Here is a 24,699-nt window from a genome sequence, read left to right as displayed (position 1 = left end):
ACCATTAAAAGCCCCTCGTAATTATGTCGAACTCACATTGGTTTTAGGTAACCTCACTATTGGTAAGTAAGCTTACTTAGATAGAAAACTTGTTTAGAGTAGACGGCACTATTTTGTTTCAATGTTTGAATTCCATAAGCCAAAAAAGCTTGGCCATACCAGGCAGAAAGCTCACTTTGCGAGGTTTCAAGCACTTTTTTGTCCTCACTTTTTAGCACTAATGGCAGTTCTTCTATGGTTTGTGCATTTTTATCTAAAATGGAAGTTTTGATTATTCCTTCATCGGGATAGGCTAAAATATATTTATCTCCAACTACTGAAAACTGAACTTTGTGGTCTAGCGTTCTACTTTCCAAATCCTTAAGGCTTATACTATTATCCCAAAGCAATTTACCATTCTTGTCAAAATTCAGAATGAGTGCATGCGTATATCTGAAGTTATTGTAAGTGTAATAATTGTTATCTCCCCATCTATAATTTCTGCCGAGGGAATTTAAATTAGAAACATAGTTTTTATACTCGGGATAAAAAACTTCTGCCATGATGGTCATACCATCTGGGTTTTCTGTAGGGTCTTGGATAATGAGTCTTTGTCTTAATTTAAAATCTTTCCCTTTTAAGTTCTTCTTTCTTATTTTTGAGGCTACCCTGTTTTGTCTTTTTTCAGGCATATAACTTAAGAAATTTTCCAAATCCACAAAGTCATAATATTTGGTTTCTTCATTTTTACTTAAGGAATGCGTATAAAAACCAACCGAATAATCGGAACAGTTGTCGGCATAATTTCCGGCTAAAACATAATCCCCGTTAGGGATTTGGATCAATCGACCGTTTAAGGGTAGTTTGTTCTTTTCGCCCAGTATTTTCTCACCAATTATTTTGCCGTCGTAGTCATATACTTTTAGGAAAAGCTTACAGTTCTTGGAGTTTTTCAATAAAACATAAACCAACCCTTCGTCTGAGTTTACCTCTATATTGTTGATTTTTACGTTGTTGGAGTGTATTTCTGGTAAGACTTTGGAGGTGTTGGCAAAGAGATTTACCATTTCTACTACGGGTCTGTCATTATACCTTCCTCCAATCAATGCCTTACTTTTTAATACGGAAAAAAGATCAATATCCATTCGTGTCAACAGGCTGGTTTCAGAAACTACATAGTCACCTGTAATAATGTCTAGTCTTAAGATGAAAATACCCTGTTTTTCCTCTTCTCTAAAAAGGCAGTATAAGAAGTCTTTACTTTCGTAATACTTAACCAGCTTGTAGAGAAATCCCGGTTGATAGGTATTAGACCACACGTGATTAAGCGTGGTGTCGTATTTTATGAAATTGATTTGAATATCTCGTCCAAAATTATTGGCTTTGCTATCTAAAAGTATAACGCCTTTCTCTTTGAAAGAGATAACATTAAATTCATCATTCTGGGAGCTATTAAGTTCAATGTCCACCCTCTTTTCCGTGACCAATTGTGCCGAGGTATTAAATGCCAATGATAGGAGAGAAAGCCCTAAGAAAATTTGATGTAGAAATCCCTTTTGTGTTAAAAATGCCCGTTTTTGTGTTCTTTTCAATGCCATCTATAGCTTTATCTTTTTCCTAGGTTTATCACTTCTAAATTAGTGATTTTTTTATTCCCTACTGTCATTTTAAGGGCATATCGTTCTTTGTGAAACCCTTGTTTCCCTGCGGCTCCTGGGTTTATAAAAACTATCCCGTTATCCCTATCTTTTATGATGGCTTTTTGATGAGAGTGCCCACATATCAGAACATCTATGGCTTCGGTCTTTAGGATTTCTTTAGTGGCCTTATTATAGGTCGGGGGTTTTCCTGCGATATGTCTTAATAAAAAACGAAGTCCTTCCAATTCTATTACTTCATTTTCTTTTAATTTCCACGTTAATTCTTTGGTGTCAATGTTACCAAATACGGCAATCACGGGTTTAATGGCCTCTAGTGCGAAAAGCACTTCTTCTGTTCCTATATCTCCCAAGTGCCAGATTTGGTCGCAGTCTGAAAAGTGATTTGAAATTTCTGGGTCTAAATAACCATGTGTGTCAGAAATAAGACCAATGAGCGACATAATAACTAGTATTTAACTTTTATGCCGTGGTATTCTTCCATTTCTTGGTAATCTTTTCTTAACGGATAACCAACCCAATCGGCAGGCAATAGTATTCTTCTTAAGTCTGGGTGCTCTAAGAAGTTAATACCAAGAAGGTCAAAAGCCTCACGTTCGTGCCAGTCGGCCGTTTTCCAAACTCCTGTAAGGGTTGGTACACTTGGCAGTGTTTCGTTTTCTTCTGGATTTCTATTGATAATCAATTTAATAATAAATGATTTTTCAAATGGAATAGAAGTTAGGTGATACCAAAGTTCCATGGAGTTTGCTTCAGGGCCATTGTCAATAGCGGTAATGCAATTTAAAAAATCGAAGTAAAATCGTGGGTCTGTATGTAAGAACGCACAGATTTTAGGAAGATTATCTTTGTCAATAATGACATAGGGTTGAATGGCTGTGGCATTGGTATCCAGAATAGCCTCCGAACCAAAATTGGTGCTTATAGCTGTGGCAATATTTTCAAACGATGAAAAATCCATTTAGTTTTTTTGGGCTAAAAGGTACAAAACCGCCATTCTAACTGCCACACCGTTTTCCACCTGATTAAGTATAATGGAATGTTCAGAATCCGCAGCATCTGAGCTCAATTCCACGCCTCTATTGATGGGGCCAGGATGCATGAGCACTATCTTTTTATCTAGCCTGTCTAGCATGGCTTTATTGATACCGAAGTATAAAGAATATTCCCTTAAAGATGGGAAGTATTTAATTTGCTGACGCTCCAATTGAATCCTAAGTACATTGGCGATGTCGCACCAAGCCAAGGCTTCGTTTACATCATGCATGACTGTTATGCCTAGGCTAGGAAGGTGTTTTGGGATCAGTGTACTTGGCCCGCATACTCTTACCTCTGCTCCAAGTTTTTGTAGGCAAAAAATATTTGAGAGGGCTACTCTAGAATGAAGCACGTCTCCAATGATAGCTACTTTTTTGCCCGCTAAATCTCCTACTTTCTCTTGCATAGAATAGGCGTCTAATAAAGCTTGTGTAGGATGCTCGTGGGTACCGTCTCCTGCGTTTACAATATTGGCTTTTATCTTTTTGGCTAGAAAATCTGGGGCACCGGGGCTACTGTGTCTCATCACTATCATATCCACTTTCATAGATAAGATGTTATTCACCGTATCTAGGAGCGTTTCCCCTTTTTTAACAGAGCTAGAGGCGGATGAGAAGTTTATGACATCCGCAGAAAGTCGCTTTTCGGCAAGCTCAAAAGAGAGTCTTGTTCGGGTTGAGTTTTCAAAGAAGACATTGGCAATGGTAATATCTCGGAGTGAAGGAACCTTTTTAATTGGTCTGTTTATGACCTCTTTAAATTCCTTAGCTGTTTCCAGAATGAGTCCAATATCGGAGGTCTGGAGATGCTTGATTCCTAATAAATGCCGCGTAGTTAATGATTGCATTCGGAACTAAAAAGTTTCGCAAATTTAATTAATTCTGTGGTGATAGCAGGCTTAGCTGGCATAAAATTCCATCATCCTTTGAAAAACAAATGATTTGGTTCCGAAAAGTTTCGCTTCTTCACTAAGTGGAGAGACTTGCACTATCAAATTTTGCTTGAAAGGAGCCAGGCAGTACTTCTGTATAGATTGCTGAAGGGTAGACACTATAAGGTCTCCGGCAGTTTTTAAAATACCATCCACAATGATGATCTCTGGGTTAAAAAGGTGAACGGCAGTGGAAAGCCCTTTGCCTAGTTCTCTGCCTATATCATAAATGATATCAATGCTGAATTCGTCTCCTTTATTGGCAGCATTAATAATATCTTTAAGTTCAATTTCCTTTTTTAGCTTAAGAAGAGCAGTGGCTTTACCGTCTTTTATGCCTTGCTGAGCGGTACGAATTAAGGCCGAAGCAGAGGCAACAGTTTCAAGGCAGCCTACCTTACCGCAGTGGCATAGCTCGCCGTTTGGGTTGACTTGAATATGTCCTATTTCTCCCGCAAAACCATCTGTTCCTTTAACGATAACACCGTTATGTAAAATACCTAAACCTACGCCCCAATCTAAATTTACCAGGACAGCGTTAAGCTTATCTTTGGCTAGACCAAAATGGTGCTCGCCAAGCAAAGAAGCTCTAGTATCGTTAATGCTGAAGACAGGGATGTTATATTTAGCGTTTAGTACTTCAGCGAAGGACTGGCCATTTTGGTTTAAATTTTCATAAGTAAAGTTTAAACCTTTCTTAGATTCTATGAGACCAGGAGCAGAGATACCCACGGCCCAAGTATCTGTATTTATATTGAACAGATTGTCCAACTCTTTGCATACTTCCGTTAAGTATTTGGGAGAAGAAATGTTAATTTTTAAGGTTGTTTTCGTGATGATCTCATTTCTGAGATTTAAGAACACGAAGCTGGTTTGATAAAGGTTGGCATCTATAACCAGAATTTTCTTTTTAGAGGGGTTCAGGTTGTAAAAAACTGGCCTTCTTCCAGATTTTGTTTTTGCAGATCCTGTTTCTTTCACCCAGTTGTTTTCTATTAAATCTGCCAGCATAGATGTGATGGAAGGCACACTGGTATGGAGCTCTTTACCTAAATTAGCAATGGAGGTACTACTATTTTTATAGAGCGACGAAAGAATTTTTGTATAACTTCTTCTCTTTTTACTATCAACCAAGGATTGAGGGGAGAGAAAGAGCGGATCTGATGCCATATTCCTAAAAAAAATTATTAATTAAGGGTCAAATTTAACCTAGGAAGGCAAACCTTTAGCTCTTTTTGTAATTTTTTTAGTAAATATTAGTATTCCTTTATAACCCTTAGACTATTGATACCTCTAGGGACATAAATTTTACCTTTTTGATACTCAATCATTTTTTTTGCCTGTGGGTTGAATTTCAAAAATTCTATGCCACCAAAAGAAAATCCGAATGTAAGGTATTGATAAACAGAGAATGCAATATTTCTTCCAGTTTTATCAAAGACCACCGATGCAGGAAGAATGCCAGAAATAGGAAACTCTTCTTTGTTAGAGATTGAGCCATCGTGGTCTAGATGTAATACAGACAAGGAAGACTCCCCTGAATCTGCAAATTTTTCTGGAGGATAAAATGAGCGTTTAAGGTTATTGACAAGTATGTAGTTTCCTTCTGGGTGTATTTCAAAGCCCAGTGGGTTTTCTCCAACAGAGGCTTTCGCTAATAAGAAATGAGAGGCTGTTTCAATATTAAATTTAACAACAAATAGCTCTCCTTTTTCTCTAGAGTTCTGATCTGTAAGTTCTTTCCTTTTATCTAAGATTAAGAAATATTTGCCGTCAGGTGTAAATTTCCCCATGGTAGGCTTACCGCCAATGGTTACTGGTTCTCCCAAAGATTCCAATCTTATAATCTGCTGGGTAGGTCCATCTCTTAATACCCGTATAAGACCTGCTTGAGCTTCATCTTCATTTATATATGCCAGATAATCTCCACTAGGGTGCCATACAATGTCAACAATCCTTCCGGGGTTGAAATTATTTGGTTTTTTGATGATTCTTTGTGGCTTGCCAGAATTGTCTAATTCAAAAACTTGAATCTCTTTACCGTATTGATCACAAGTAACCGCCAAATAGCCGTTTTTGGGATCTAAGGCTAATGAACTCGGATTTTCACCTACCGGAAATCTATACTGAGATTCTGGTTGATTAAGATTGGCGATATTTACTACGGTTACATATTTCCCCATAGGAAAATCATCCTCCATGTTTTTGAAGGCTGTTTGTGAGGTAGAAGTTTCGCCTTTTGTCTCTAAAACGTAGGCGAGTTTCTGATTGGAAGAAATGGAAATGTTTCGCTTACTATTCAATACTGAATTAGATGCCTTATCGCTTTTTATCTGAACAGGGTTTGCATAAGATAGCGGAAACGTTAGACTAGAAAGCTGATCTATGCCCTCTGTAGTTTTCCTTAATTGACCATCAATGAGTGAAAAAGCAGACATGTCTGCATCTGAAAGAAAAACAAGCCCTTTAGCATCAAAGGTTATGTTTTGGCCAAAAGTGTTTAGAGAAAGTATTGGAATTATTAAAAAGGAAAGTAACGTATTTTTCATTTATATTAGGATTATTAAGTGGGCAAAGCCCCATGCAATAATTAACTTATCGCATCATAAACTTGAACTTTATCCCACAACTGAGAGCAGTTTTCGATAAACTCCATGTGCTTGGGGTGAACTTGATAAACGTCATGGTCTTCCTTATTCTTAAAGATAAAAGTAATGGAGAAGTCATAAGTTGAATCAATAACCGGTCTGCTAGTATCTGCTGGTGTTCCTACAAAAGCCGCAGAAATTCTTTCATTTTCGGCTAGCTTCATTAGACCAGCGTGAAGAGCTGCGTGATGCTCAGCGTTGTCTTTTTCTTTTAACCAAAAATAAACAGTGTGTACAAATCCTTTCTGTAATGAAGACATATATGATATTCTATTTTTTCAACAAAAATAGCCACTCTAATTTATTAATAAAGAGATCATAAGATTATCTATCTTCAAGGCAACTTAACATGCCCATTAAATCTATTGGAAAGAAGGAGATTTATAAGTGGAGAATAACTGTAAAACCCCAAAGAAATATTCGCTGATAGTCGAGCCATGCGTTCCACCTTCTACTCTGGTTAGTGTCACATCTGCAGCACCATTTTTTTGCATAGCTGCTAAAGCAGTCTCAGAATTAATAAAAGGCACGTAATCGTCACTGGTACCATGGTAAAGCTTAACAACTCCTTTCGGTTTCCAATCGTAGATGTCGTTATCTGCAATGGCCTTCGTTAATTCTGGATAGGTTCCGGCATTAAAGTCTGACTTAAACTGATCTGTGAGGATTTCGTTTAAGCTCACATTGATTTCCACATTTAAGCCCTGATTTATGATATTATTGGCATAAGGTTCTTTGAAAAAATAAGACATGGGTTTATTTAAACCATAAATCTCATTATAAGTCTGAAGTACCCAAACGTAAGACCTGTTGTTGGAAAGAGCCGAACTGCCGGTTTGATTGACTAGCCTATTAAATGAAGCTGTTTTATTATAAGCACCTGCCCCACAGACAGAAAGTTTAACCTTTAATTCGTTTGAAAGATTATCTTCAATCCACTTGTGCGTGGACATGGCGGCATAGCCACCTTCTGAATAACCACCTAACATCAATACGCCGTTCCAATCTAGCCCTTCTGCTTTGACCATTTCTGCCATAGCTCTGATAAAATCTGCCCCAGGTTCTCCTAAACCGCGATAATGCTCGTAGGGGTGAGAAAGGTTTTTGGATTCGCCATAACCTACATAATCTGGCATGCCAATTATAATTCCAGTTGAGGCCATAAATGAAGCCAAAGTAGTTTCCGTTTCAAACTTAAAATAGGAGGGGGCGTCTTCTTCATTAAATAGGGTGCCGTGATGTAAGCTACCCATAGCTAAGCTACCTGCCGCCTCTGCGGGTATTAATACTGCACCAGAAGCTGTAATAGCGTTTCCATTTACATCTTTAGTCTGGTAGGTTATTCTATATTGCTGAATGCCGTATTGAACAAAAAACAAGGCTTGGCTACCTTGTGCCCCCAATATTGGAGCTATCTTTTCTTTAAATTCTTCTTTATTTAGGGTGCCAACCAACGCTGTATTGACCAAGAATTTATTTTCTTGTACCGGAACATCATCCGATTGACAAGAACTGAAGCAGAATATGGAGAGATATAGAAGAAATGCTAATGGTAGTTTTTTCATTTTTCGTAAGCGGCTCTGAATTTGTCTAACAAAGCATTTAAAGTTTCTAGTTCTTCTGTTGTAATAATATTTTCGAACAAGTTTTCTACGCCAATGTTAGCCATAACTTTGTCTAAAAAATCAAGACCTTCTTTTGTGATGAGCACATCGCAGGCTCTTCTATCATCCTCTCTAAAAGTTCTTTTGACATATCCCTTTTGAAGCAGCTTATCTACTAATCTGGAGGCGTTAGACATCTTGTCCAACATCCTTTCAATGATGCCATTAATAGTGATAGGTTCTGGGAAATGCCCTTTGAGTATTCTTAATACATTATATTGTTGAGAAGTTATATCAAACTTCTTCAAGCTTTTAAACTGTGAATCGCAAATTTTATTATTAGTAAACATCACGTTTACCATAGTTTTTTCTACCGGACTCTTAAATGCTCTGGTTTGCTTTATATCTTTTTCTAATGTCATAACTTTGCAAAACTACGCATTACATATAGTAAAATTACTGGCGTTGTTCAACTTAGAAACGTTAAAACTTCTTTCTTTAGTTCTATTTATGATTAAATTATCTAAACCCTTTGTACTTGGTTCTGGTTCTCCCAGAAGACGTGAAATTCTAGAGAATGCTGGATTTGAGTTTGAGGTGGAAACTAAACCTACTTCGGAGGACTTTGACCCGAACCAAAGCCCCGAGGAGGTCCCTGTGTTTTTAGCGGAGCAAAAACTAAAGGAGTTTGGTCAGGAATATGCTAATAGGATAGTTCTATGTGCAGATACGGTGGTGGTATTAGAAGGGCAAATTCTCAATAAACCAGCCAATGAGCAAGAAGCTACCATAATGTTAAAAACTTTAAGTGGGAAAAAACATGAGGTCATTACGGGAGTTGCCTTCAAAACGGATGGTGTTATAGAGCGTTTTTATGATTCTTGTCTGGTTGATTTTGAAGAATTATCCAACGCAGAGATAGCGTATTATATTAAAACCTGTAGGCCATTTGACAAAGCTGGGGCATATGGAATTCAAGATTTCATTGGGATGATTGGAGTCAAAAGTCTTCAGGGTTCTTTTTATACGGTAATGGGCTTACCAATTCATTTGGTTTATAAAAAACTACAAAAATTTGTGGCTCTTTAGCTTTAAGGGCAATTTCCGATTAAGCTTTACTTGTAAATTGTTCCTTTAAGACCAATCTTTGCCGCAAGAAAGGGCAAATAATGAGAAAAGACGATATCGTAATTTATTTAAATGAAGAAGATCTGAAGGTATATGTAAAAGTGCCAAAAGATATAGAAACGCACTTTCAGCTACAGGATTTGCCCGGAAAAATTCTTCAGGAAGCAGTGCATAACAAAGGTTTTCATGACTTTGATTTGACAGGTCTAAAGGATGGGAATTACTTCGTAATTGTGAATCAGGATGAATTTATTCGGTCCAAAAAAATAGTTTTGGGCTATCAGCCTTAATAATTTATGAAAACTATATGCCTGTTTTGTCTTTCCATTTTATATCTTAATGCTTGGGCTTCTCCCCTAGATTCCTTATCAGATGCTGAACCAAGAATTATTCAGCGTTCAAGTTCTAAGCTGAGTGCGATTATTAAACTTGGTGGGTTTTTAAGTGCCAAATCGTCTGCTACTAGCTTCAATGTCTTTCATGTAAATGGTCATTTGGAATTTGGCTTTACTGACCACTGGAGCTTTAATGCAGGTATAGAAAGTCAAGAAAGCTGGACAGCCTATTCCAACGACCTCAAAGCCGTGGCAGAGCTGAGATATTTCTTTGACCCGCTTTATAAACTCAAAACTGGGTCGTCTTTTAGTAGTACTTATTTAGCTCCATTCTTTTCTTATACGGTAATGGATGGTAGTTTGAATGAGCTGCCTTTTTCGTTTCCAACTTCTCCAGACGCTAATCGCCCTTATGAAACCAACTATGCCTTAGGCCTAAAGTTCGGAAGGCAGTATCAAGGTTTTATAGATTTTGGCATTTTCGGGGGGATTGAGAGCCTTCAAAAGAAAAATCAGGGTGTCGTTAATTCTGTTATTCTTAAGACTTACAGCCATCTAGCCTTGCCTATAGGAAATAAGGAGTTTAATCAGCTTTGGAAAGCGAATTTGAACCACAAGGTAGATAATTCATATTTATTAAAGTTTGGTATCAATGACGTTTTAAGCGTCTCAAAAAAAGGGTTCTTCTTTCATCCAAAAATGGGCTATGAATACGGTTTCGGGAAATCAGGGCTTTCGATAAACCTGACAGCCGAAGCATTTAATTACAGAGCTAAATTTTTAGATGTTACCGATTCACAGGCTTCAACGGAGTCTTATTTACGTCAATATATTTCATTTTTCTTCTCTCCCGAACTCCGATATTATGTAGGTCATAAAGGAATAGAGCAAGGTGGCTCTACATTAGAAGGCTTATATTTAAAAGCATCAGCCCAAGTCATGACGGGTACGGAGGAGGTTAAAAGGCAGTTTTGGGAGTATGATAAATTCTCGTCTTTTAATATGGGATTAGGCCTTGGTGCTCAAAAAATGCTCATGGGAGGCATGCTTTTAGATGCTCACCTTGGGGTTTTTAATGATAATGAGCTTGCAAATAATATCTTCTTCGGTGGAGGTATTGACCTTTACTGGGTGAAATAATCCAAATAATATTCTCTCAAAACCAATCGGTTTTGAAACTTTCTCTTTCGTTAATAGAAACATTATTTATCTCTTAATCAACCTTTCTGGTGGATTAGGAGCTGTTCTGTGTTTGCTAAATCTAATTTTAATCAGATATTTATAGACCCATACAACCATTCTTCCTGTTTTCTGCACTTTAATACAAACACCACGCTGAATGACCGAAGCCGAACTTGTAAAAGGCTGTATTTCTAAAAATCGCGAATGCCAGAAGTTACTTTATGAAAAGTATAAGACGGCCATGTTCACGCTTGCTTACAGGTTATGCGGTGATTTTTCGGAGGCAGAAGACGTGCTTCAAGAGGCTTTTTTAGAGGTTTTCTCTGGCATTAAAAACTTCCAGATGAAAAGTACACTTGGAGCTTGGATTAAGGTGATTGTTAGTAGAAAGGCAATTGGGAAATACCGTAATCGTGTGATTTTTGACCATCTGGATTCTAAGGCAACGGAAAGAGAAATTGTTTGGGATAAACAATATGACGGAGAGCTGCTTCAAAAAGCTTTGCTGATGCTGCCAGAAGGTTTTAGAACGGTGATAGTGCTTTATGAAATAGAAGGTTATAAACACCATGAAATTAGTGAAATGCTGGGTATAGCGGTAGGTACTTCTAAGTCTCAGCTTTATCACGGGAAAAAGAAATTGAAAGAATTGGTTTTAAAGTTAGATGGAACACAAGGATAAAAAAGACATATCGCAACAGCTGAAAAATCTCCAAGAGTTTGTTCCTCAGAATGACCTCTGGTCAAAGATGGAAAAGGAGCTAGACCAATCTGTTTTAAAACAGAACCTGGAAGACTTGCCCATTCATGAGCCTAAAGTGGATTCTTGGCTTAAACTAGAAAAGTCTTTAGATAGAAATAACCGAATTAAATGGTGGTCGGCAGCCGCCTGTGTACTAGTCATTTTTAGCTTTTCTGTCTTTTATTTCCAATCCAAAGAAGACTTGGTTTATGCTCAAAAAAGTATAGAAGAAATAAAGATTTTACCTGAAAATCTAAGTTCCGAAAAAGCATACAAGGAGATTCTAGCTTTTTGTGAAATTCAAACGGTAGCGTGTGATGACCATGAGTTTGAAAACTTAAAAGCAGAATATGAATACCTTAAAATGGCAGAGCGTGATTTGAGGGAAGTAATGGGTGATTATAATATAGATGAAGGCTTATTACAGCAACTGGAGGCCATAGAAAGAGAAAAAACACAACTTATAAATCAATTGGCAAAACTCATATAATATGAAAAAGCTAATCTTATTTCTGGGAATCTTACTTTGGTTTCCACGGGTTTCCATTGGTCAGGTGAAACTACAAATCGTTACTAAATCCATACAAAAACAATTAAGTGCTAAAGGACTCACACAAATTCAAATCACAGCAGAACGGGCAGATGTAAAAGTAATAGGATGGGATAAAGCCACCATAAGTTTTAAAGTCAATATCTCTACCAAACATCCTAATAAAGAAGTAGCCGAAAAGGAACTCGCTTATATGGAGTTTTTAAATCAAAAAATGGGCAAAACTTACTTTTTAAGAAACTACCTGGTTTTGAAAAAAGGACAGGCCAAGCCACAATCAAATTATGATGCCGAGTACATTATTTATGTTCCGAGAAACTTAGAAGTAAAGCTTAGTAATAGCTTTGGAGAAGTGGCATTGAAAGGACTTAAAGCTAGTCTTGATTTAGACTTGAAGTTTTGTCAAACAGAAATTTCAGACTGCGAAGGAGCCGCTAAAGTGAAGTCTTATTTTGGTGAAAATACCATAGGGCAGGGCATAAAGGCACTAAACCTTATTACAGACCATAGTACTAATTTGGTAACTTCTCATAAGTCTGATTTTAAAGCAGATATCACGTATGGCAGTCTGGTTTATAGTTATTTGTCAGAAGGGCAGGAGATTGTAATTTCTAGCAAAAAGGCTCTCATAGAACTGTCAAGTCCAGACTGGACGCGTGCTGGGTACAAACTAGATTTAAAGGGTACCTCACTTCAAATACCAGAAGCTTTAAAAGGACTTGAAGCTTATAATGAAAAGTCTTCTACCCTGTTAGAAATTGAAACGAATTCGGGCAACTTGAAAATTAAATAAATGAAAAAGTTATTACTTCTATTTTTTATTGGGGTTCAGGGGCTTTATGCTCAAGATAGTACCTATATACAGTATAGTTCAAGTAAGGTTAATGCTTTTGAGCAAGTAAAACTTGTAGACGCTTTTGAAGATGCTTTTGGCTATGATAAAGAGGTGAAAATAAGACTTAAGGGAGGACTAAAGAGTTTTGATAATTTCATTTTTTCTACACAGAAAACTTGGATGGTTTCTGGTGAGTTTAAGCTATTTTCTCAAAATTCAGTTAAGTTGGATTTTTATCAAAAGACCAGGTCTGCGGATTTTATGCCGAGTTATTTGATAGCAAATTTAGAATACAGGAAATATCTCAAAAAGAAAGTGGCTAACACAAACTTATCAGGTAAGTATGTTTCACTATCTAAAACTTTTAACTTTTCTAATTTTGAGTCCATTTATGGGAATCAATTTTTGGGAGGCTTTAACTTTAGTCATGAGCAGAATATTTACTCGGCAGGAAGAAGTGTTACTGATTTGAGGTTTGGTCAGCAATTTGGCAGCTTTATGGATATGGGAATAAAGCTTGGCGTAAAACGGGCGAAAGATTCTTTTTTAGATGAGCAAGGGCTTCTGAATTATACTGAAAAGGCTAAAAAGTATATTCCATATTTAAGTAGTTATTCCAGTATCAGTCTTGGTTTAGATTTTCCGAGAGAACAGGCGGTTAAAGAGTTCTGTTCTTTCCTGAATTGCAATGAGAAAATAAGCCACCTTTTTAAGGTAGATTTTTCGGGGATGTTTTATGTAGACCAATTTAAGCAGAATATCCAGACCGAAATAGCATACGAACAGAAGCTGGGAAGCCTTCCTGTTTCTATTTCATTAGGTATGGACATTGGAGCACAGCGTTATGTCACATACAATCAGGTGGGGCAAATTGAAGTAGAAAGAGAAGGGGGGCAAAATTATACGATTCCAAAATATGAGGACAAAAAGGTTTCTAGAGAGAATTTGACAGTGGTAGCCACCGCTGAGTTACGTTATTATCCACTTCAGAAAAAGCAAGTATTGGCAGGTAAAGCACAGGAAGGTTTGCATGGGCTTTATCTCGGAGCTTATGTTAAAAGAGGACTTCTTGATAGTAGATTTAATAGTGAAAAATTTGTCAATTGGGTTGGCAATACAAAGCAGATTGCAGCTTGGGGGCCTTTAGTTGGTTTTCAGAAAAAGGTAGGTTCTAAGCATTTTATTGATGTGGGTACCAAATTCCAAGATAATACTGCAGGAAATATAAGTATAGGCAACGTCATGATTAATCCATATTTCAAATTCGGGTATGCATTTTAATCAAAACAAAGCTTAATCATATCTTTAAACGGAACTGGGGCATGGGATTTCAAAATTCTTATCTTTGAAGAAAAAACTATATGCCCGAAAAGAAGATACTTTTTTTAGATATGGATGATGTCATGGCTGATGCCGGTCAAGGCATCTTAGATTTATACAACGCTCATTTTAAAACGAATCATACCAAAGTAAGCCTATCAAAAAATGATCTTTGGGAAGAAGAAATAGGCTTAAATTACCCTACCATTAGAGAGCAACTGCACAAGCCGGGCTTTTTTAGAAACTTGGCTGTTAAAGATGATGCTATTGAAGTGGTACGTGAGCTCCATGAAAAATATAATGTTTATATCGCTTCTGCGGCCATGGAGTTTCCAAATTCTTTAAAAGAAAAACACGAATGGCTGGAGGAACACTTTCCTTTCATTCATTGGAAAAACATGATTCTATGTGGAGATAAGAGTATTTTAAAAGGAGATATCTTAATTGATGACCATCTGAAGAATTTAAGTGTTTTCGATGGAGAAACCATTCTTTTTGACGCTATTCATAATAATAAAACCCAAGGACATCAGCGTGTTCATAATTGGAAAGAAGTGGCTGACATTTTATTATAGAAAGATGCCATGAAAATAACCATTCTTTATTTCTTTTTGCTAGTCCTTAATATTATTGGGGGAGTTTTCGGGATTGCCGAAATGGGTTTAGTGACTAAACCGCTGCTTATGCCCGTTTTAATAGGTCTGGTTTGGTTAAACGGGCGGGATTTAGCCTTTAAGTGGGCATTGATATTAGCATTGGTGTTTTCTTGGGCTGGAGATATGTTCTTAATGTTTGAAAGGGAATCTTTCTTTGTCTTTGGTCTCGGTTCTTTTCTTTTTGCTCATTTGACCTATATTTTCGTTTATAGAAAAAAGGTTGAACTGTCTTTTTTAAAAGTACTGCCATTTTTAGGCTTTGTTGGACTGTTTTGTTTTGGCGTACTATGGAATAACCTTTCGGAAGAAATGACGGTACCTGTATATGTTTACATGTTAGTCATTAGTACCATGGCTTATTTGGCGTCTTGCAGAACGGTGAATGTCCAAAGTTTTGAAAATGTATTGGTAGGAGCTGTTTTATTTGTAATCTCAGATGCTTTTATAGCGGTAAATGAGTTTGTTCAGCCGGTGCTATGGACTTCGTTTTGGGTGATGAGTACATATGGCGTTGCCCAATATTTAATAGTGAGAGGGCTTTTGCAGCAAGATATAAGTGTAAGAATTTAATAGTGTTTTTCTTTTAATATCTAAGTTTTAAGAGGCTTTGTAATTTCAAAATACTTGTCGTACCTTTGCAGGCCAATTTATAACATAAATTAATTAATAATGTACGCAATCGTAGAGATCGCAGGCCAGCAATTTAAAGTTGAAAAGGGTCGATACATCTTCACTCATAGATTAGAAGGTGATTCGAACGCTGAGCTTGTATTTGACAAGGTACTCCTTGTAGATAATAATGGAACCGTTACAATAGGAGCTCCTACTGTAGAAGGTGCACAAGTAAAAGGTACCATTTTAGAGCACCTTAAAGGTGACAAAGTGATAGTTTTTAAGAAAAAACGTAGAAAAGGTTACCAAAAAAGCAATGGTCATCGTCAGTATTTGACGAAATTAATGATCAGTGACATCGTAGCTTAATTAAAAATTAATTCAATGGTTTTGGTCTTCATTTGAAGTCAAATCAATAAAATATCTAGGATAATGGCACATAAGAAAGGTGTAGGTAGTTCTCGAAATGGTCGTGAGTCGGAAAGTAAGCGATTAGGAGTAAAATTATTTGGTGGTCAGGCGGCTATCGCTGGTAACATTATTGTTCGTCAGCGTGGTACTCCTCATAATCCAGGTGTAAATGTAGGTCTTGGTCGTGATCATACTTTGTTTGCATTAAAAGACGGTGTTGTGACTTTTAAGAAAGGTCGCGGCGGTAAGTCTTTTGTTCACGTTTTACCTGCAGAAGCAGCTCAAGCGTAAGAATAGTTCTTAAGCAAGTTAGCCGAACTCAGAAATGGGTTCGGCTTTTTGTGTTACTAATTCAATAAATACATTATGTTCTTTCTCTAAACTAATTTCACAAGAATGATGTTTAGAAGTAAGAGAAATTTAAATATACATGCTGAAAAGAAATACAATGATCTATACGGAATTGAGTCCCAATCCCAATTCCATGAAGTTTGTTCTGAACTATGAATTAGTGCCAGAAGGACTTTCCTTTGACTATCCTGACATGAAGGCAGCTTTAGATAAAGAAAAGGCATCGCCACTCGCTGCAGATTGTTTTCAGTTTCCTTTTGTTCAGCGTGTGTTTTTGGCTTCTAATTTTATTACAATCACTAAAGATGACGAAAGCCAGTGGGAAGAAGTTTTGGGAGACTTTAAGAAGTTTTTGAAAATTTATTTTGATGATGAGAATCCCGTTTTTGCTCAGGCTACCATAGATAATAATACGCTTATTGTAGATGCTAACGACTCTGAGGCTGTAGGTAAAATTAAAGCGGCATTAGATCAGTACGTTAGACCAGCGGTAGAATCAGATGGTGGAGCAATAAACTTTGCAGACTTTAATGAAGAAACTGGCGTGGTAACGGTGGTACTTCAAGGCTCATGCAGTGGCTGTCCTTCGGCTACGGTCACTTTGAAAGACGGTATTGAAAGGTTATTAACCAACATGGTTCCAGAGGTAAAAGAAGTTGTGGCTGAAGCGGCTTAATTTAGCGTCTCCAGTACTTTTCTTATTTCTGCTTCTTGACGTTCTTTCTGTAATAAAGTAGGAGCGGATACACGTTCTTTACAATCGAAAATATCGCAGCGTTCGCAAGTTTGGTTAACTTCTTGGCGGCTAATACTTTTATCTGCCAAGAATTTAACTTTTGATTTTAGATTTTCATCTACCTCAAAACCCAGGCTGACTGAAATATTTAATTGCTTTAAAATATTTAAAGGTCTGGCCATTGAAAAGACAAAGAAGTCTTCTTTTCTGTTACTAAGGAAAGATTTCTGAGCATCCACAATGGGTTTCTCATATTTTCCAGCCTCTTGTTTACTTGATAAGTGATCCAAAATGCTGATAGATACCCATCTACGGCAATAATGCTCTTCCTTGTTTTCTTGTGGTCCCAGTCTTTTGGACAGGTGTAATTCTTTTGTTAGGAAATACTTCTGACTCCCGGGAAGGGCGTCAAAACGCATGAAAAGGAATTTGTCAATGCCAAAATACTTAGGAAGTACATTTCCAATTCTGTAAAATAAAGTTTCTGGAGTAGCAGAAAACCTTTCAGACATTTCTATCAAAGCGTCCGGATTCCAAGTTTCGGAATCGAACCAGTTTTTTACAGATTCTATAATCAGAGATTCTCGAATAAGAATGGCTCCTGCAAAATAAGATGCCTTATAGTTATTCAAGACCTCATCAAAGGATTTGACATCAATAGAAGAGCTTGTGAAAGGCCTTTCCTTAAGTTCCATGAACTGAAAGCCTAATTCCTTGGCCATAGTAAATGCTCTCTGGTTCTTTGAGATGCGTTTGTTGATCATCAGAATTTTACTTTCCGGTCTGAAAATCGAACGCATATTGCTTATTAAGGGCTGATCTTCTTCATCGAAAAACTCTATAGAAATTCCATAAAGGTTTTGAAGAAGTTCTATTAACTCCTTTTCGCCAAGAAGTTCGTGGCTATGAGTGATTTTTTCCTTGATAAACCTTTCAGCTTCTTGCTCTAATTCTGGGAAGTAGTTTTGATGCAGTTCTTGATATGATCTTAAAGCTGCGAAATAGAATTTTTCAACAGATAGATTATAGTTCTTACCAATCTCAAAGATAGCATTGATAAAAGCACTCAATTTGGTGGGTGCTGCAGAAAACAACTCTAAAATTTGAGCCGTATCTACACCAAAAAAATCGAAAGGAATCTCGGTTAATAGGTTGGATTTTAGAAGCTTGGTAATTGGTTCTAATTTTTTGTCCAATTTTAAAGAAACAAGTTCATCATATTCGGTCTGTAAGGCTTCGGCCAGAGCACTTATTTTATCTGTTTTCGGGTATTTTTTACCCTTTTCTATCTCATTAAGATAGGAACTAGATATGCCAGATTTAGTAGAAAGGTCTTGAAGCGATAATCCTTTTTCTTGTCTTAACTGTTTAAGCTTAAGTCCAAATATGAGTCTGATGTGTTCTTTTTGCAATGCTTTGTGGTTTTAGAGTGAAACAGCAGTAAATTCAAGATTGATCTCGTCGCCAATTCCCGAAAGAAAATTTCCAGTAGGGGCCTGAAGTGTCAGCTTGCCTGTTTTTATTTCTACGATTCGAAAATTATAATCTAAAGATGCCAATTTTACATTGACTACGGAAGTATCCTCATCGACAAAATTCCATACCCCTTTTTCTATAATATTCTTACTGGCTTTATCTATTCCTCTCACTTCCCCGCCAGCCCTAAATTCGAAGTTCATGGCATATAAAAATAGAGCTTGATTATCTAAATCGGAATTTTGAATCAATTGTCCGGAAGTATCCGTATATCTAACTAATTGCCATTGATTTAGAGAAATTAATGCTTTAGCGTTATTGTTAGGCGAAGGGTCTTTGTCTTTGCAGGCGACAAAAACTAGAGTGACTAATATTAGAAGCAGAACTTTTCTCATAAGATCAAATATGGGTACTTTTGTAAAACACGTTTAACATACAAATTTAGCTAAAATTTGAGAGCTTTTATTGCATTTCTATTCCTATTTTGTACGTTTTTTGGTCAAACCAGTGGTCAAGAATGTGGCAACCTTAGTTCGTTTTCTCCTTCAAATAGTGGGCAAATTAATTGGTCTCAGTTTACTGAATTTAGTTTGCCATTTACCATGATTTATGGTGGTGAAATTCATAATGGAAATGCCAATGGGCCATTGACTCATGGTTTTACACATATTACCGATGGTAGATATCTTACGAGTGTACCCTTTGAAAATAGAGCTATGATTTATTACGGAGTGGCTTATCCTAATCAAAATCAGCCATGGGAATTGGAAAGGAGCCCTTGGGGAAATAATTTGGAGCATTATAAGTCGAAATGGAATAATGATTTCCGTTTGTATGCCTCCACTTTTGGAAACTTTTCTTATGTGGACACGGATATTTTTATGTTTGACATTGAACGTGTTTGGAGGTTTGACCACGAAATTCTTCAGTTTAAAAATAATGTGATAGTACCTCAATCATACAAGGCACTTTCTGATGCTGATTTTCTAAATCAGTATAAAATGGGCATTAGAGATTTATATGCTAAGTCTGTTAGCGATTTTTTGGCGAATGGTAAGAATGCTAAAACCAAGATTAGCAGTTACGCAGATACGCCTATTTTTAACACTTTTAGTAATATTCAAGGTAAGTCGTGGGCAGATTGGCAGTCAAAGTTGACTGACGTCAACTTTATTAGTAAAGATAATTCTGGTAGGGTAGGAGGAGCTTTTTATGAGCAAATGGATTTCATGTCGCCTTCGGCGTATTATTACTACGACTATCCCCATCCGTTTGCTGGAGAATATTTATCCTATTTGCTTTTTCAAATAGAAGCCAATAAGGCGTGGACAGATAAACCTGTAGTCCCTTTTGTCTGGTTAAGATATAGTGCCAATGCTGCTTTGGTTAATCAATTTATCAAGCCTTGGATGGCGGAAGCCACAGCCATTTTTCCTTTCTTCTCAGGTGCGGATGGCCTATGGTTATGGGAAAACCCAACCTTGATAGGTTCGGAATCTGATTTTAATACTTATGAATATTTTAATAAGGGACTGTTTCGGTTAAGTGAATTTTCGTCTTTTTTCGAAGGAGAACATAGGCTCGTTTTAGAGACTTCTGCCAGAGATTATAATGAAAATAAAGAACCTATTTGGCGTGGTGTGGTAAAAGGAAATGAGATTTTGATTGCTGCTCATAATCCTTTTGCAAGCAATGAAAATGAAGAGGTGACCATAGGTGTAGGTTATGAAAATTGGTCTGGCACCGTGACACTGAAAGGGTATGAGGTATTCTTGTGCAAATTTGACATGTCTACTTTAGGCACAGCTTTAGAACAGAAGTTTATGGTTTACCCCAACCCTGTGAATGACATATTGAAGGCAACTTTTGAGTCAAGGTATCAGGGACGAGGAGTTCTGAGCTTGATTGGTAGTAGAGGACAATTGTTGAAAGATGAATCCATTGATGTTTTGAGAGGTATCAATGAGATTGAATTGGATGTTTCTACTGTTCAGAATGAAACGTTTTATCTTCAAATCAAAATTGAAGAACAAAGCTTTGTTAAAAAGATTATCAAAGTGCATTAAGACCATGGTAAATGAGATCGAATGAAATTTGAAATATACCCTTTAAGCGAGAAAGCCATTAGTCTTTACTTTGAGCAAAAGATTGACCCCGAAATAAATGATTTGGTTTTAAGTACTTGTGAATGGATTAAGAAAAATCCTCCTCCAGGAATGGTAGAAGTAGTACCTTCTTATGCTTCTTTTACTCTGTTTTATGACCTTTTAGTACTTAGTAAATCAGTAAAATTACGGTATACGGCTTCTCAATTTATGACTAATTATCTTTCAGAGATTCCTTTCAACGTATTAACTGGAGAGGCTTCTGAGAAAGCACTTGTTAGCATACCTGTCATTTATGATGGAGCAGATTTACATGAGATTTCTGAATTTAAAAAATTAAGTGTAAAGGCGATAATAGATATTCATTCCGCACCCGTTTATCGGGTTTATATGATGGGCTTTTTACCAGGTTTTCCTTACTTGGGAGGCTTGGATGAAAGACTAATTATGCCTAGAAAGTCTAAGCCACGAATAAGAGTACCCAAGGGGAGTGTAGGCATAGCAGGTAGTCAAACAGGTATTTATCCTTTCTCAAGCCCTGGTGGATGGCAGCTTTTGGGGCATACAGAGCAAAGTTTGTTTGATATAAAAAATAGAAAATTGACCCTTTTGGAACCAGGGTCTTTAGTCAAATTTGTACCGGCCTGATTTAAGATTTGTGCCCAATTCGTTTGAAAATTTCAATAATCCATCTACCTTCAACTCTCTAAGGGTGAATTATTATTACAGAACACTTTAAATAAGCTTTAAGTTGATTTTTCTTAAATCTGGAGTATTAACAAGTATTCAGGATATTGGAAGATGTGGATTCAAAGACAAAGGACTTAATCCGTCTGGAGCCATGGACACACTTTCTATGCGGTTACTGAACATTTTGTTAGGAAACGAAGACGCGGAAGCGGTTTTGGAGTTTCATTATCCTACACCTACCATTACTTTTGAAGAACATGCCATTTTCGCTATTGGCGGTGCTAATTTCTCGGCATCACTAAATAACGTTAGCATTTCGAGTTGGAAAATTCAAATGGCAAAGCCTGGCGACATGCTTTGTTTCGGGAAAAAACAAAGTGGGGAGAGGGCATATTTAGCGGTAAAGGGTGGCTTCGATATTCCTAATGTATTGGGTTCGGCTAGCACTAATTTACTTGGCGGTTTTGGAGGTAAGAAAATAGAGAAAGGAGATTCTATAGGCCTTAATCTTAAGAACGGACTGTTATATCAAGCCAGTCAAAAGATAAACTTGGCCCCTAAAACGGTTAATGTTAATTTGAGACCACCATTTGAGAGTTCTCAAGAGATCAGGGTAATTGCGGGAAAGGATTTATCCTGTTTAGATCATTCAAGCAGAGATATAGTTTTTAATCAATCTTTTATTATTTCTGGGCACGCAGATAGAATGGGCTACAGACTTGAGGGAGATTGTTTGAATTTACACGATTCTAAAGAGCAAATATCTTCGTCTGTTGCTTTCGGAACCATTCAGTTGCTGCCTGACGGGCAGTTAGTGGTTCTTATGGCTGACCATCAAACGACAGGAGGATATCCTAAGATTGCGAATGTGATTTCGGTGGATTTGCCCATATTGGCTCAACTGTCTACTGGGCAGCATGTTACTTTCAGGGAAATTACAATGGAAGTGGCGGAAAGTGTTTTCCTAAAGCAGGAAAGAGAGATTAAAAAGTTTAAAGTTGCTGTAAAGTTATATTCTTGACCCTGCATTTGTTCCGAAGTTTTTTACTTTAATCCATGGCAAAGCTTATAGATATAAATTGCGACATGGGCGAGATTTCTGAAACTTGGTTATCTGGCCGAGACAAAAGCTTATTACGCTACATTACTTCCGTTAACATTTCTTGTGGTGCTCATGCTGGAGATGTATTCCTTATTAGAGATACAATTCATGAAGCTTTGGCTTTGGGTTTAAAAGTGGGAGCTCACCCGAGTTACCCAGATAAAGAGAATTTTGGTAGGCTAAAAATATCTTTAACCATAAAGGAGTTAAAGACAGTTCTTCATGAGCAAATTTTGTTTGTAAAGGAAATTGTGGACGCTTCTGGAGGTATTTTACATCATATTAAACCTCATGGAGCTTTATATAATGAGGCTGCTTCAGAAACAGCTATTTGTGAAGCTATTTGTGATGTGATGAAAGGTATTGACCCTAATCTTGTTCTTTATAGTTTGGCAGGATCAAAAGGGAGTGAGAAAGCTATTGCAAGTGGTTTGAAAGTATGGCAGGAGGCTTTTGTAGATAGAACATATGAAAACGATGGAAGTCTGAGGAAAAGATCTTTGGCGTTTGCGATGACAGAGACTCCGGAGTTGGCCTTAAAGCAGTTTCGAGAGCTTAAAAAAGGCAAAGTTACTTCCTATGAAAATGGGGTAATACATGTAAGAGCCGATACCATTTGTATTCATGGAGACGGTAAAAATGCTTTGGTTATAGCCAAACTAATCCATAAGGAAAGGGCTCTGTGATAGGTGTCTTAGTCAAACTTAACTCTGACGAAAACATCGGGATCTAATACAAAATCTCCTTTGGTAGATTTTAATGGGAATGAATAATCTCCTTCTTCCATTTTACCTAGGTAAAAGCAAGGACCAAAGCCTCCGAATGATTCAACATCGCCCAACTGCATATCTACATTAATATCTCCCTGGAAAACGCTGACGATTACTGTGGAGTCGGCAAGTCTATTAAAAACGGTGGTTCCGCAAAAATGTCCGCCACATGAACTTCTGGTGACTAAATACCTGTCGACGGTTTGACCATCATCTGTAGTGAAATCCATATAGAAGTCTTTTGGAGTTCTGATGTGTTCTATCTTGGTAACGTCCAAAAACCTTTCTGTAAAAGGCTCCCATACTGGGGCATAATTTATAGAGGCTTTCCAAGCCCCCCCGTTAATTCTATAAGTAAGATTTGTAATGCCGCTTTTCAAGTAGAAATTAAAAATATCATACTCATATACACCGTAGGGAAAATCATTTGAAAGGTAAAATGGTGTGTTCAGGTTAGCATAATTTACAATAGGTGTTAAAACAGGCAGCGTTCTTTCATCTCTGTAAGTATACTGCATCTCTGTGGTTCTTTGATCAGGATATGTAGGGCAGTTTGCGTTAGTTCTTAAGTGTACGTTTGCTGGAGATATATACGGTTCTCTGTAGCCCCATAAAAAACGATTGGATGTTTTATCAATTCCAATCTTGGTCATTTTCTTATAAACGCCGTTTGATTCTGTTCTATACTCTGGTTGAGAGAGAGCGAAAACAGTTCCGAGCATCTCGTAAGAACTAGCATTCGTGTATAAGTGGGGTATGTTTTGACCATGATTATGGAAATCTTCACAAACCACGGTGGCAGTGTCTGGGCTATAGTTTTGGCTGGTATTAATACATTCCCCAATATTTGCAGTGAAAATGGTACTGGTATCTGTTTCAAATCCGGGTAATAATTCAACGCTTTTTCCGCCTTTTACATTTATGCTACTGGCAGATTTTATATCATAGCTTAATTGCAATTTTGAGATGGCTTGAATGTTTTGATTTCCGGAAATACTTGAGCCAATATTCGTGTTTTCAGAACAAAAATAGGAATACATTACTTTGCCTCCCAGAGGTTGATTTAGTAATATATCTGTATTATCGTTCGAATAATTTGTAATGGTTAATAGGTAATATGCCCCCGAATCTGCATGATTTAAATTTAATGTTGGCGTGATGGAAGAGTAGTCACAAGCCTTTGGGAATTGTTGGGATGCATGACAGGTGGAATCCAAGTCATTTTGGGCTATGGGACCCCAAATAGCAGCGTCAGTATCGTAATTTTTTGAGTTTCCAAAGTTAAAAGTAAGGCTGTCTCCTTCTATTATTTTCACCAAGAACCATTTGGAATTATTATAGCTAAGAAGGCATCCTGGATTGAAATCTTTGGGAACTTCATAACATTCAGAATTATCGATAATAGCTGGGAATACCAGTTCTTCTGTGGCTACCAAATTGTCTCTATTGGCAGGGAATAAGTTGCAAACTACCTGACAGCTGTCATAAATGGTGCTGACAGAATTAAAAGGACGTAAGGGCTCTTTTTTCTGGGCTATTGTGGAAAAACAAATTATAAAAAAGAAGATGTAAAGAACCAAGGTTCTTACGTTGGAAAGCGAAAATGTCATCTAGGAAAGCAAAGGTATTTTATGGAAAGCATTTATCTAATTGTGCTAAAGGTCGTGTCTTTTTGTTATAATTGCTAAGTAAAAATGGAATTTAATTAAAAGTTTGTCTAAATCTTTAATAGTTAATTATTAGACGGTATCTAATTGTTTGACAATACTTTATGGAAACAGTACTTGATGGCTTTTAATGCAGCAAGTACCAGCATAAGTCCAGATATCCTTTTTAAAAC

At 37.0% G+C, this 24,699-nt stretch carries 28 protein-coding genes; 16 read left to right on the top strand and 12 right to left on the bottom strand.

All coding sequences use genetic code 11. The features are described from left to right. Window positions 1-56: 56 nt before the first annotated feature. The 9 genes from ACSBFT_RS13235 to ACSBFT_RS13195 form a co-directional block, all read right to left on the bottom strand. On the bottom strand, window positions 57-1,577 hold the full coding sequence (locus ACSBFT_RS13235) for a hypothetical protein (RefSeq protein ID WP_463045976.1): 1,521 nt from the start codon (window positions 1,575-1,577) through the stop codon (window positions 57-59). A gap of 8 nt (window positions 1,578-1,585) precedes the next feature. After that, entirely contained in the window at window positions 1,586-2,080 is a 495-nt protein-coding gene (locus tag ACSBFT_RS13230) for a metallophosphoesterase family protein (RefSeq protein ID WP_463045975.1), read from the bottom strand. 5 nt (window positions 2,081-2,085) lie between these two features. Continuing rightward, window positions 2,086-2,598 (bottom strand): NADH-quinone oxidoreductase subunit C, encoded by a 513-nt coding sequence (locus tag ACSBFT_RS13225; protein ID WP_463045974.1) that lies wholly within the window; start codon window positions 2,596-2,598, stop codon window positions 2,086-2,088. Beyond that, window positions 2,599-3,522, bottom strand: coding sequence for an aspartate carbamoyltransferase catalytic subunit (locus ACSBFT_RS13220; protein ID WP_489600993.1), 924 nt, complete (start codon window positions 3,520-3,522; stop codon window positions 2,599-2,601). Window positions 3,523-3,573: 51 nt separating this feature from the next. Beyond that, entirely contained in the window at window positions 3,574-4,776 is a 1,203-nt protein-coding gene (locus ACSBFT_RS13215) for an ROK family transcriptional regulator (protein WP_489600992.1), read from the bottom strand. 86 nt (window positions 4,777-4,862) lie between these two features. Further along, complete coding sequence (locus tag ACSBFT_RS13210; protein WP_489600991.1) at window positions 4,863-6,155, bottom strand: lactonase family protein; 1,293 nt, start codon at window positions 6,153-6,155, stop codon at window positions 4,863-4,865. A gap of 41 nt (window positions 6,156-6,196) precedes the next feature. Further along, a complete protein-coding gene (locus tag ACSBFT_RS13205) occupies window positions 6,197-6,514 on the bottom strand; it encodes a Dabb family protein (protein ID WP_489600990.1) in 318 nt (105 codons plus the stop codon). Window positions 6,515-6,616: 102 nt separating this feature from the next. Beyond that, window positions 6,617-7,819: an alpha/beta hydrolase family protein gene (locus ACSBFT_RS13200; protein WP_489600989.1), complete on the bottom strand. Its 1,203-nt coding sequence runs from the start codon at window positions 7,817-7,819 to the stop codon at window positions 6,617-6,619. Further along, the gene (locus ACSBFT_RS13195; protein ID WP_463045819.1) at window positions 7,816-8,280 is read right to left on the bottom strand and encodes a MarR family winged helix-turn-helix transcriptional regulator; all 465 of its coding nucleotides are present in this window, start codon (window positions 8,278-8,280) and stop codon (window positions 7,816-7,818) included. The genes ACSBFT_RS13200 and ACSBFT_RS13195 overlap by 4 nt, the downstream gene beginning before the upstream one ends. Before the next feature lie 88 nt (window positions 8,281-8,368). Here ACSBFT_RS13195 and ACSBFT_RS13190 point away from each other — a divergent pair, with 88 nt between their 5' ends. The 12 genes from ACSBFT_RS13190 (at window position 8,369) to ACSBFT_RS13135 (ending at window position 16,656) form a co-directional block, all read left to right on the top strand. Further along, window positions 8,369-8,947: a Maf family protein gene (locus ACSBFT_RS13190; RefSeq protein WP_463045818.1), complete on the top strand. Its 579-nt coding sequence runs from the start codon at window positions 8,369-8,371 to the stop codon at window positions 8,945-8,947. 80 nt (window positions 8,948-9,027) lie between these two features. Beyond that, window positions 9,028-9,276 (top strand): T9SS type A sorting domain-containing protein, encoded by a 249-nt coding sequence (locus ACSBFT_RS13185; protein WP_463045817.1) that lies wholly within the window; start codon window positions 9,028-9,030, stop codon window positions 9,274-9,276. Window positions 9,277-9,282: 6 nt separating this feature from the next. Beyond that, window positions 9,283-10,461 carry a hypothetical protein gene (locus ACSBFT_RS13180; protein ID WP_489600988.1) on the top strand — a complete coding sequence of 393 codons (1,179 nt, stop codon included), beginning with the start codon at window positions 9,283-9,285 and terminating at the stop codon, window positions 10,459-10,461. A gap of 199 nt (window positions 10,462-10,660) precedes the next feature. Continuing rightward, entirely contained in the window at window positions 10,661-11,185 is a 525-nt protein-coding gene (locus ACSBFT_RS13175; protein WP_463045815.1) for an RNA polymerase sigma factor, read from the top strand. Next, the gene (locus tag ACSBFT_RS13170; RefSeq protein ID WP_489600987.1) at window positions 11,169-11,735 is read left to right on the top strand and encodes a hypothetical protein; all 567 of its coding nucleotides are present in this window, start codon (window positions 11,169-11,171) and stop codon (window positions 11,733-11,735) included. The genes ACSBFT_RS13175 and ACSBFT_RS13170 overlap by 17 nt, the downstream gene beginning before the upstream one ends. A gap of 1 nt (window position 11,736) precedes the next feature. Next, window positions 11,737-12,588: a hypothetical protein gene (locus ACSBFT_RS13165; RefSeq protein ID WP_489600986.1), complete on the top strand. Its 852-nt coding sequence runs from the start codon at window positions 11,737-11,739 to the stop codon at window positions 12,586-12,588. Next, window positions 12,589-13,911, top strand: coding sequence for a hypothetical protein (locus ACSBFT_RS13160; protein ID WP_489600985.1), 1,323 nt, complete (start codon window positions 12,589-12,591; stop codon window positions 13,909-13,911). 80 nt (window positions 13,912-13,991) lie between these two features. Further along, a complete protein-coding gene (locus ACSBFT_RS13155; RefSeq protein WP_489600984.1) occupies window positions 13,992-14,525 on the top strand; it encodes a 5' nucleotidase, NT5C type in 534 nt (177 codons plus the stop codon). A 9-nt stretch (window positions 14,526-14,534) separates the two neighbouring features. Beyond that, window positions 14,535-15,176, top strand: coding sequence for a lysoplasmalogenase (locus tag ACSBFT_RS13150; RefSeq protein WP_489600983.1), 642 nt, complete (start codon window positions 14,535-14,537; stop codon window positions 15,174-15,176). Between the two features lie 99 nt (window positions 15,177-15,275). Beyond that, on the top strand, window positions 15,276-15,587 hold the full coding sequence (gene rplU / locus ACSBFT_RS13145; protein WP_463045809.1) for a 50S ribosomal protein L21: 312 nt from the start codon (window positions 15,276-15,278) through the stop codon (window positions 15,585-15,587). A 63-nt stretch (window positions 15,588-15,650) separates the two neighbouring features. After that, complete coding sequence (gene rpmA / locus ACSBFT_RS13140) at window positions 15,651-15,920, top strand: 50S ribosomal protein L27 (protein ID WP_111373861.1); 270 nt, start codon at window positions 15,651-15,653, stop codon at window positions 15,918-15,920. 139 nt (window positions 15,921-16,059) lie between these two features. Further along, window positions 16,060-16,656 (top strand): NifU family protein, encoded by a 597-nt coding sequence (locus tag ACSBFT_RS13135; protein ID WP_463045808.1) that lies wholly within the window; start codon window positions 16,060-16,062, stop codon window positions 16,654-16,656. Here ACSBFT_RS13135 and ACSBFT_RS13130 read toward each other — a convergent pair. Both ACSBFT_RS13130 and ACSBFT_RS13125 read right to left on the bottom strand, forming a co-directional pair. Then, a complete protein-coding gene (locus tag ACSBFT_RS13130) occupies window positions 16,653-18,128 on the bottom strand; it encodes a helix-turn-helix domain-containing protein (RefSeq protein WP_489600982.1) in 1,476 nt (491 codons plus the stop codon). The two genes, ACSBFT_RS13135 and ACSBFT_RS13130, sit on opposite strands and share 4 nt — an antisense overlap. Window positions 18,129-18,140: 12 nt before the next feature. Further along, window positions 18,141-18,587 (bottom strand): hypothetical protein, encoded by a 447-nt coding sequence (locus ACSBFT_RS13125; RefSeq protein WP_463045806.1) that lies wholly within the window; start codon window positions 18,585-18,587, stop codon window positions 18,141-18,143. Window positions 18,588-18,644: 57 nt separating this feature from the next. On the opposite strand from ACSBFT_RS13125, the gene ACSBFT_RS13120 reads away from it, so the two are divergent. From ACSBFT_RS13120 to ACSBFT_RS13105, 4 genes are all read left to right on the top strand, one after another. After that, complete coding sequence (locus ACSBFT_RS13120) at window positions 18,645-20,258, top strand: T9SS type A sorting domain-containing protein (RefSeq protein WP_489600981.1); 1,614 nt, start codon at window positions 18,645-18,647, stop codon at window positions 20,256-20,258. Between the two features lie 21 nt (window positions 20,259-20,279). Further along, window positions 20,280-20,945, top strand: a complete 666-nt coding sequence (gene pxpB, locus ACSBFT_RS13115) for a 5-oxoprolinase subunit PxpB (RefSeq protein WP_489600980.1) — start codon at window positions 20,280-20,282, stop codon at window positions 20,943-20,945. Window positions 20,946-21,048: 103 nt separating this feature from the next. Continuing rightward, window positions 21,049-22,008: a 5-oxoprolinase subunit C family protein gene (locus ACSBFT_RS13110; RefSeq protein ID WP_463045803.1), complete on the top strand. Its 960-nt coding sequence runs from the start codon at window positions 21,049-21,051 to the stop codon at window positions 22,006-22,008. Between the two features lie 35 nt (window positions 22,009-22,043). Beyond that, complete coding sequence (locus ACSBFT_RS13105) at window positions 22,044-22,775, top strand: 5-oxoprolinase subunit PxpA (RefSeq protein WP_489600979.1); 732 nt, start codon at window positions 22,044-22,046, stop codon at window positions 22,773-22,775. Window positions 22,776-22,783: 8 nt separating this feature from the next. Here the strand turns inward: ACSBFT_RS13105 and ACSBFT_RS13100 are convergent, their stop codons facing one another. After that, entirely contained in the window at window positions 22,784-24,469 is a 1,686-nt protein-coding gene (locus ACSBFT_RS13100; protein WP_489600978.1) for a 3-coathanger stack domain-containing protein, read from the bottom strand. Window positions 24,470-24,699 lie beyond the last annotated feature (230 nt).

This window comes from Arcticibacterium sp. SM2516, assembly GCF_057914865.1.
The sequence above is the reverse complement of the archived record's forward strand: the minus strand, read 5'-3'. Positions and strand labels throughout refer to the sequence as shown.

Coding starts and splice junctions, on each gene's coding strand:
- ACSBFT_RS13170 (WP_489600987.1), top strand. CDS start 11,169: ATGGAACACAAGGATAAAAAAGACATATCGCAACAGCTGAAAAATCTC.
- ACSBFT_RS13225 (WP_463045974.1), bottom strand. CDS start 2,598: ATGGATTTTTCATCGTTTGAAAATATTGCCACAGCTATAAGCACCAAT.
- ACSBFT_RS13205 (WP_489600990.1), bottom strand. CDS start 6,514: ATGTCTTCATTACAGAAAGGATTTGTACACACTGTTTATTTTTGGTTA.
- ACSBFT_RS13190 (WP_463045818.1), top strand. CDS start 8,369: ATGATTAAATTATCTAAACCCTTTGTACTTGGTTCTGGTTCTCCCAGA.
- rplU (WP_463045809.1), top strand. CDS start 15,276: ATGTACGCAATCGTAGAGATCGCAGGCCAGCAATTTAAAGTTGAAAAG.
- ACSBFT_RS13160 (WP_489600985.1), top strand. CDS start 12,589: ATGAAAAAGTTATTACTTCTATTTTTTATTGGGGTTCAGGGGCTTTAT.
- ACSBFT_RS13210 (WP_489600991.1), bottom strand. CDS start 6,155: ATGAAAAATACGTTACTTTCCTTTTTAATAATTCCAATACTTTCTCTA.
- rpmA (WP_111373861.1), top strand. CDS start 15,651: ATGGCACATAAGAAAGGTGTAGGTAGTTCTCGAAATGGTCGTGAGTCG.
- ACSBFT_RS13105 (WP_489600979.1), top strand. CDS start 22,044: ATGGCAAAGCTTATAGATATAAATTGCGACATGGGCGAGATTTCTGAA.
- ACSBFT_RS13215 (WP_489600992.1), bottom strand. CDS start 4,776: ATGGCATCAGATCCGCTCTTTCTCTCCCCTCAATCCTTGGTTGATAGT.
- ACSBFT_RS13235 (WP_463045976.1), bottom strand. CDS start 1,577: ATGGCATTGAAAAGAACACAAAAACGGGCATTTTTAACACAAAAGGGA.
- ACSBFT_RS13220 (WP_489600993.1), bottom strand. CDS start 3,522: ATGCAATCATTAACTACGCGGCATTTATTAGGAATCAAGCATCTCCAG.
- ACSBFT_RS13230 (WP_463045975.1), bottom strand. CDS start 2,080: ATGTCGCTCATTGGTCTTATTTCTGACACACATGGTTATTTAGACCCA.
- ACSBFT_RS13135 (WP_463045808.1), top strand. CDS start 16,060: ATGCTGAAAAGAAATACAATGATCTATACGGAATTGAGTCCCAATCCC.
- ACSBFT_RS13165 (WP_489600986.1), top strand. CDS start 11,737: ATGAAAAAGCTAATCTTATTTCTGGGAATCTTACTTTGGTTTCCACGG.
- ACSBFT_RS13125 (WP_463045806.1), bottom strand. CDS start 18,587: ATGAGAAAAGTTCTGCTTCTAATATTAGTCACTCTAGTTTTTGTCGCC.
- ACSBFT_RS13185 (WP_463045817.1), top strand. CDS start 9,028: ATGAGAAAAGACGATATCGTAATTTATTTAAATGAAGAAGATCTGAAG.
- ACSBFT_RS13195 (WP_463045819.1), bottom strand. CDS start 8,280: ATGACATTAGAAAAAGATATAAAGCAAACCAGAGCATTTAAGAGTCCG.
- pxpB (WP_489600980.1), top strand. CDS start 20,280: ATGAAATTTGAAATATACCCTTTAAGCGAGAAAGCCATTAGTCTTTAC.
- ACSBFT_RS13100 (WP_489600978.1), bottom strand. CDS start 24,469: ATGACATTTTCGCTTTCCAACGTAAGAACCTTGGTTCTTTACATCTTC.
- ACSBFT_RS13200 (WP_489600989.1), bottom strand. CDS start 7,819: ATGAAAAAACTACCATTAGCATTTCTTCTATATCTCTCCATATTCTGC.
- ACSBFT_RS13180 (WP_489600988.1), top strand. CDS start 9,283: ATGAAAACTATATGCCTGTTTTGTCTTTCCATTTTATATCTTAATGCT.
- ACSBFT_RS13175 (WP_463045815.1), top strand. CDS start 10,661: ATGACCGAAGCCGAACTTGTAAAAGGCTGTATTTCTAAAAATCGCGAA.
- ACSBFT_RS13150 (WP_489600983.1), top strand. CDS start 14,535: ATGAAAATAACCATTCTTTATTTCTTTTTGCTAGTCCTTAATATTATT.
- ACSBFT_RS13155 (WP_489600984.1), top strand. CDS start 13,992: ATGCCCGAAAAGAAGATACTTTTTTTAGATATGGATGATGTCATGGCT.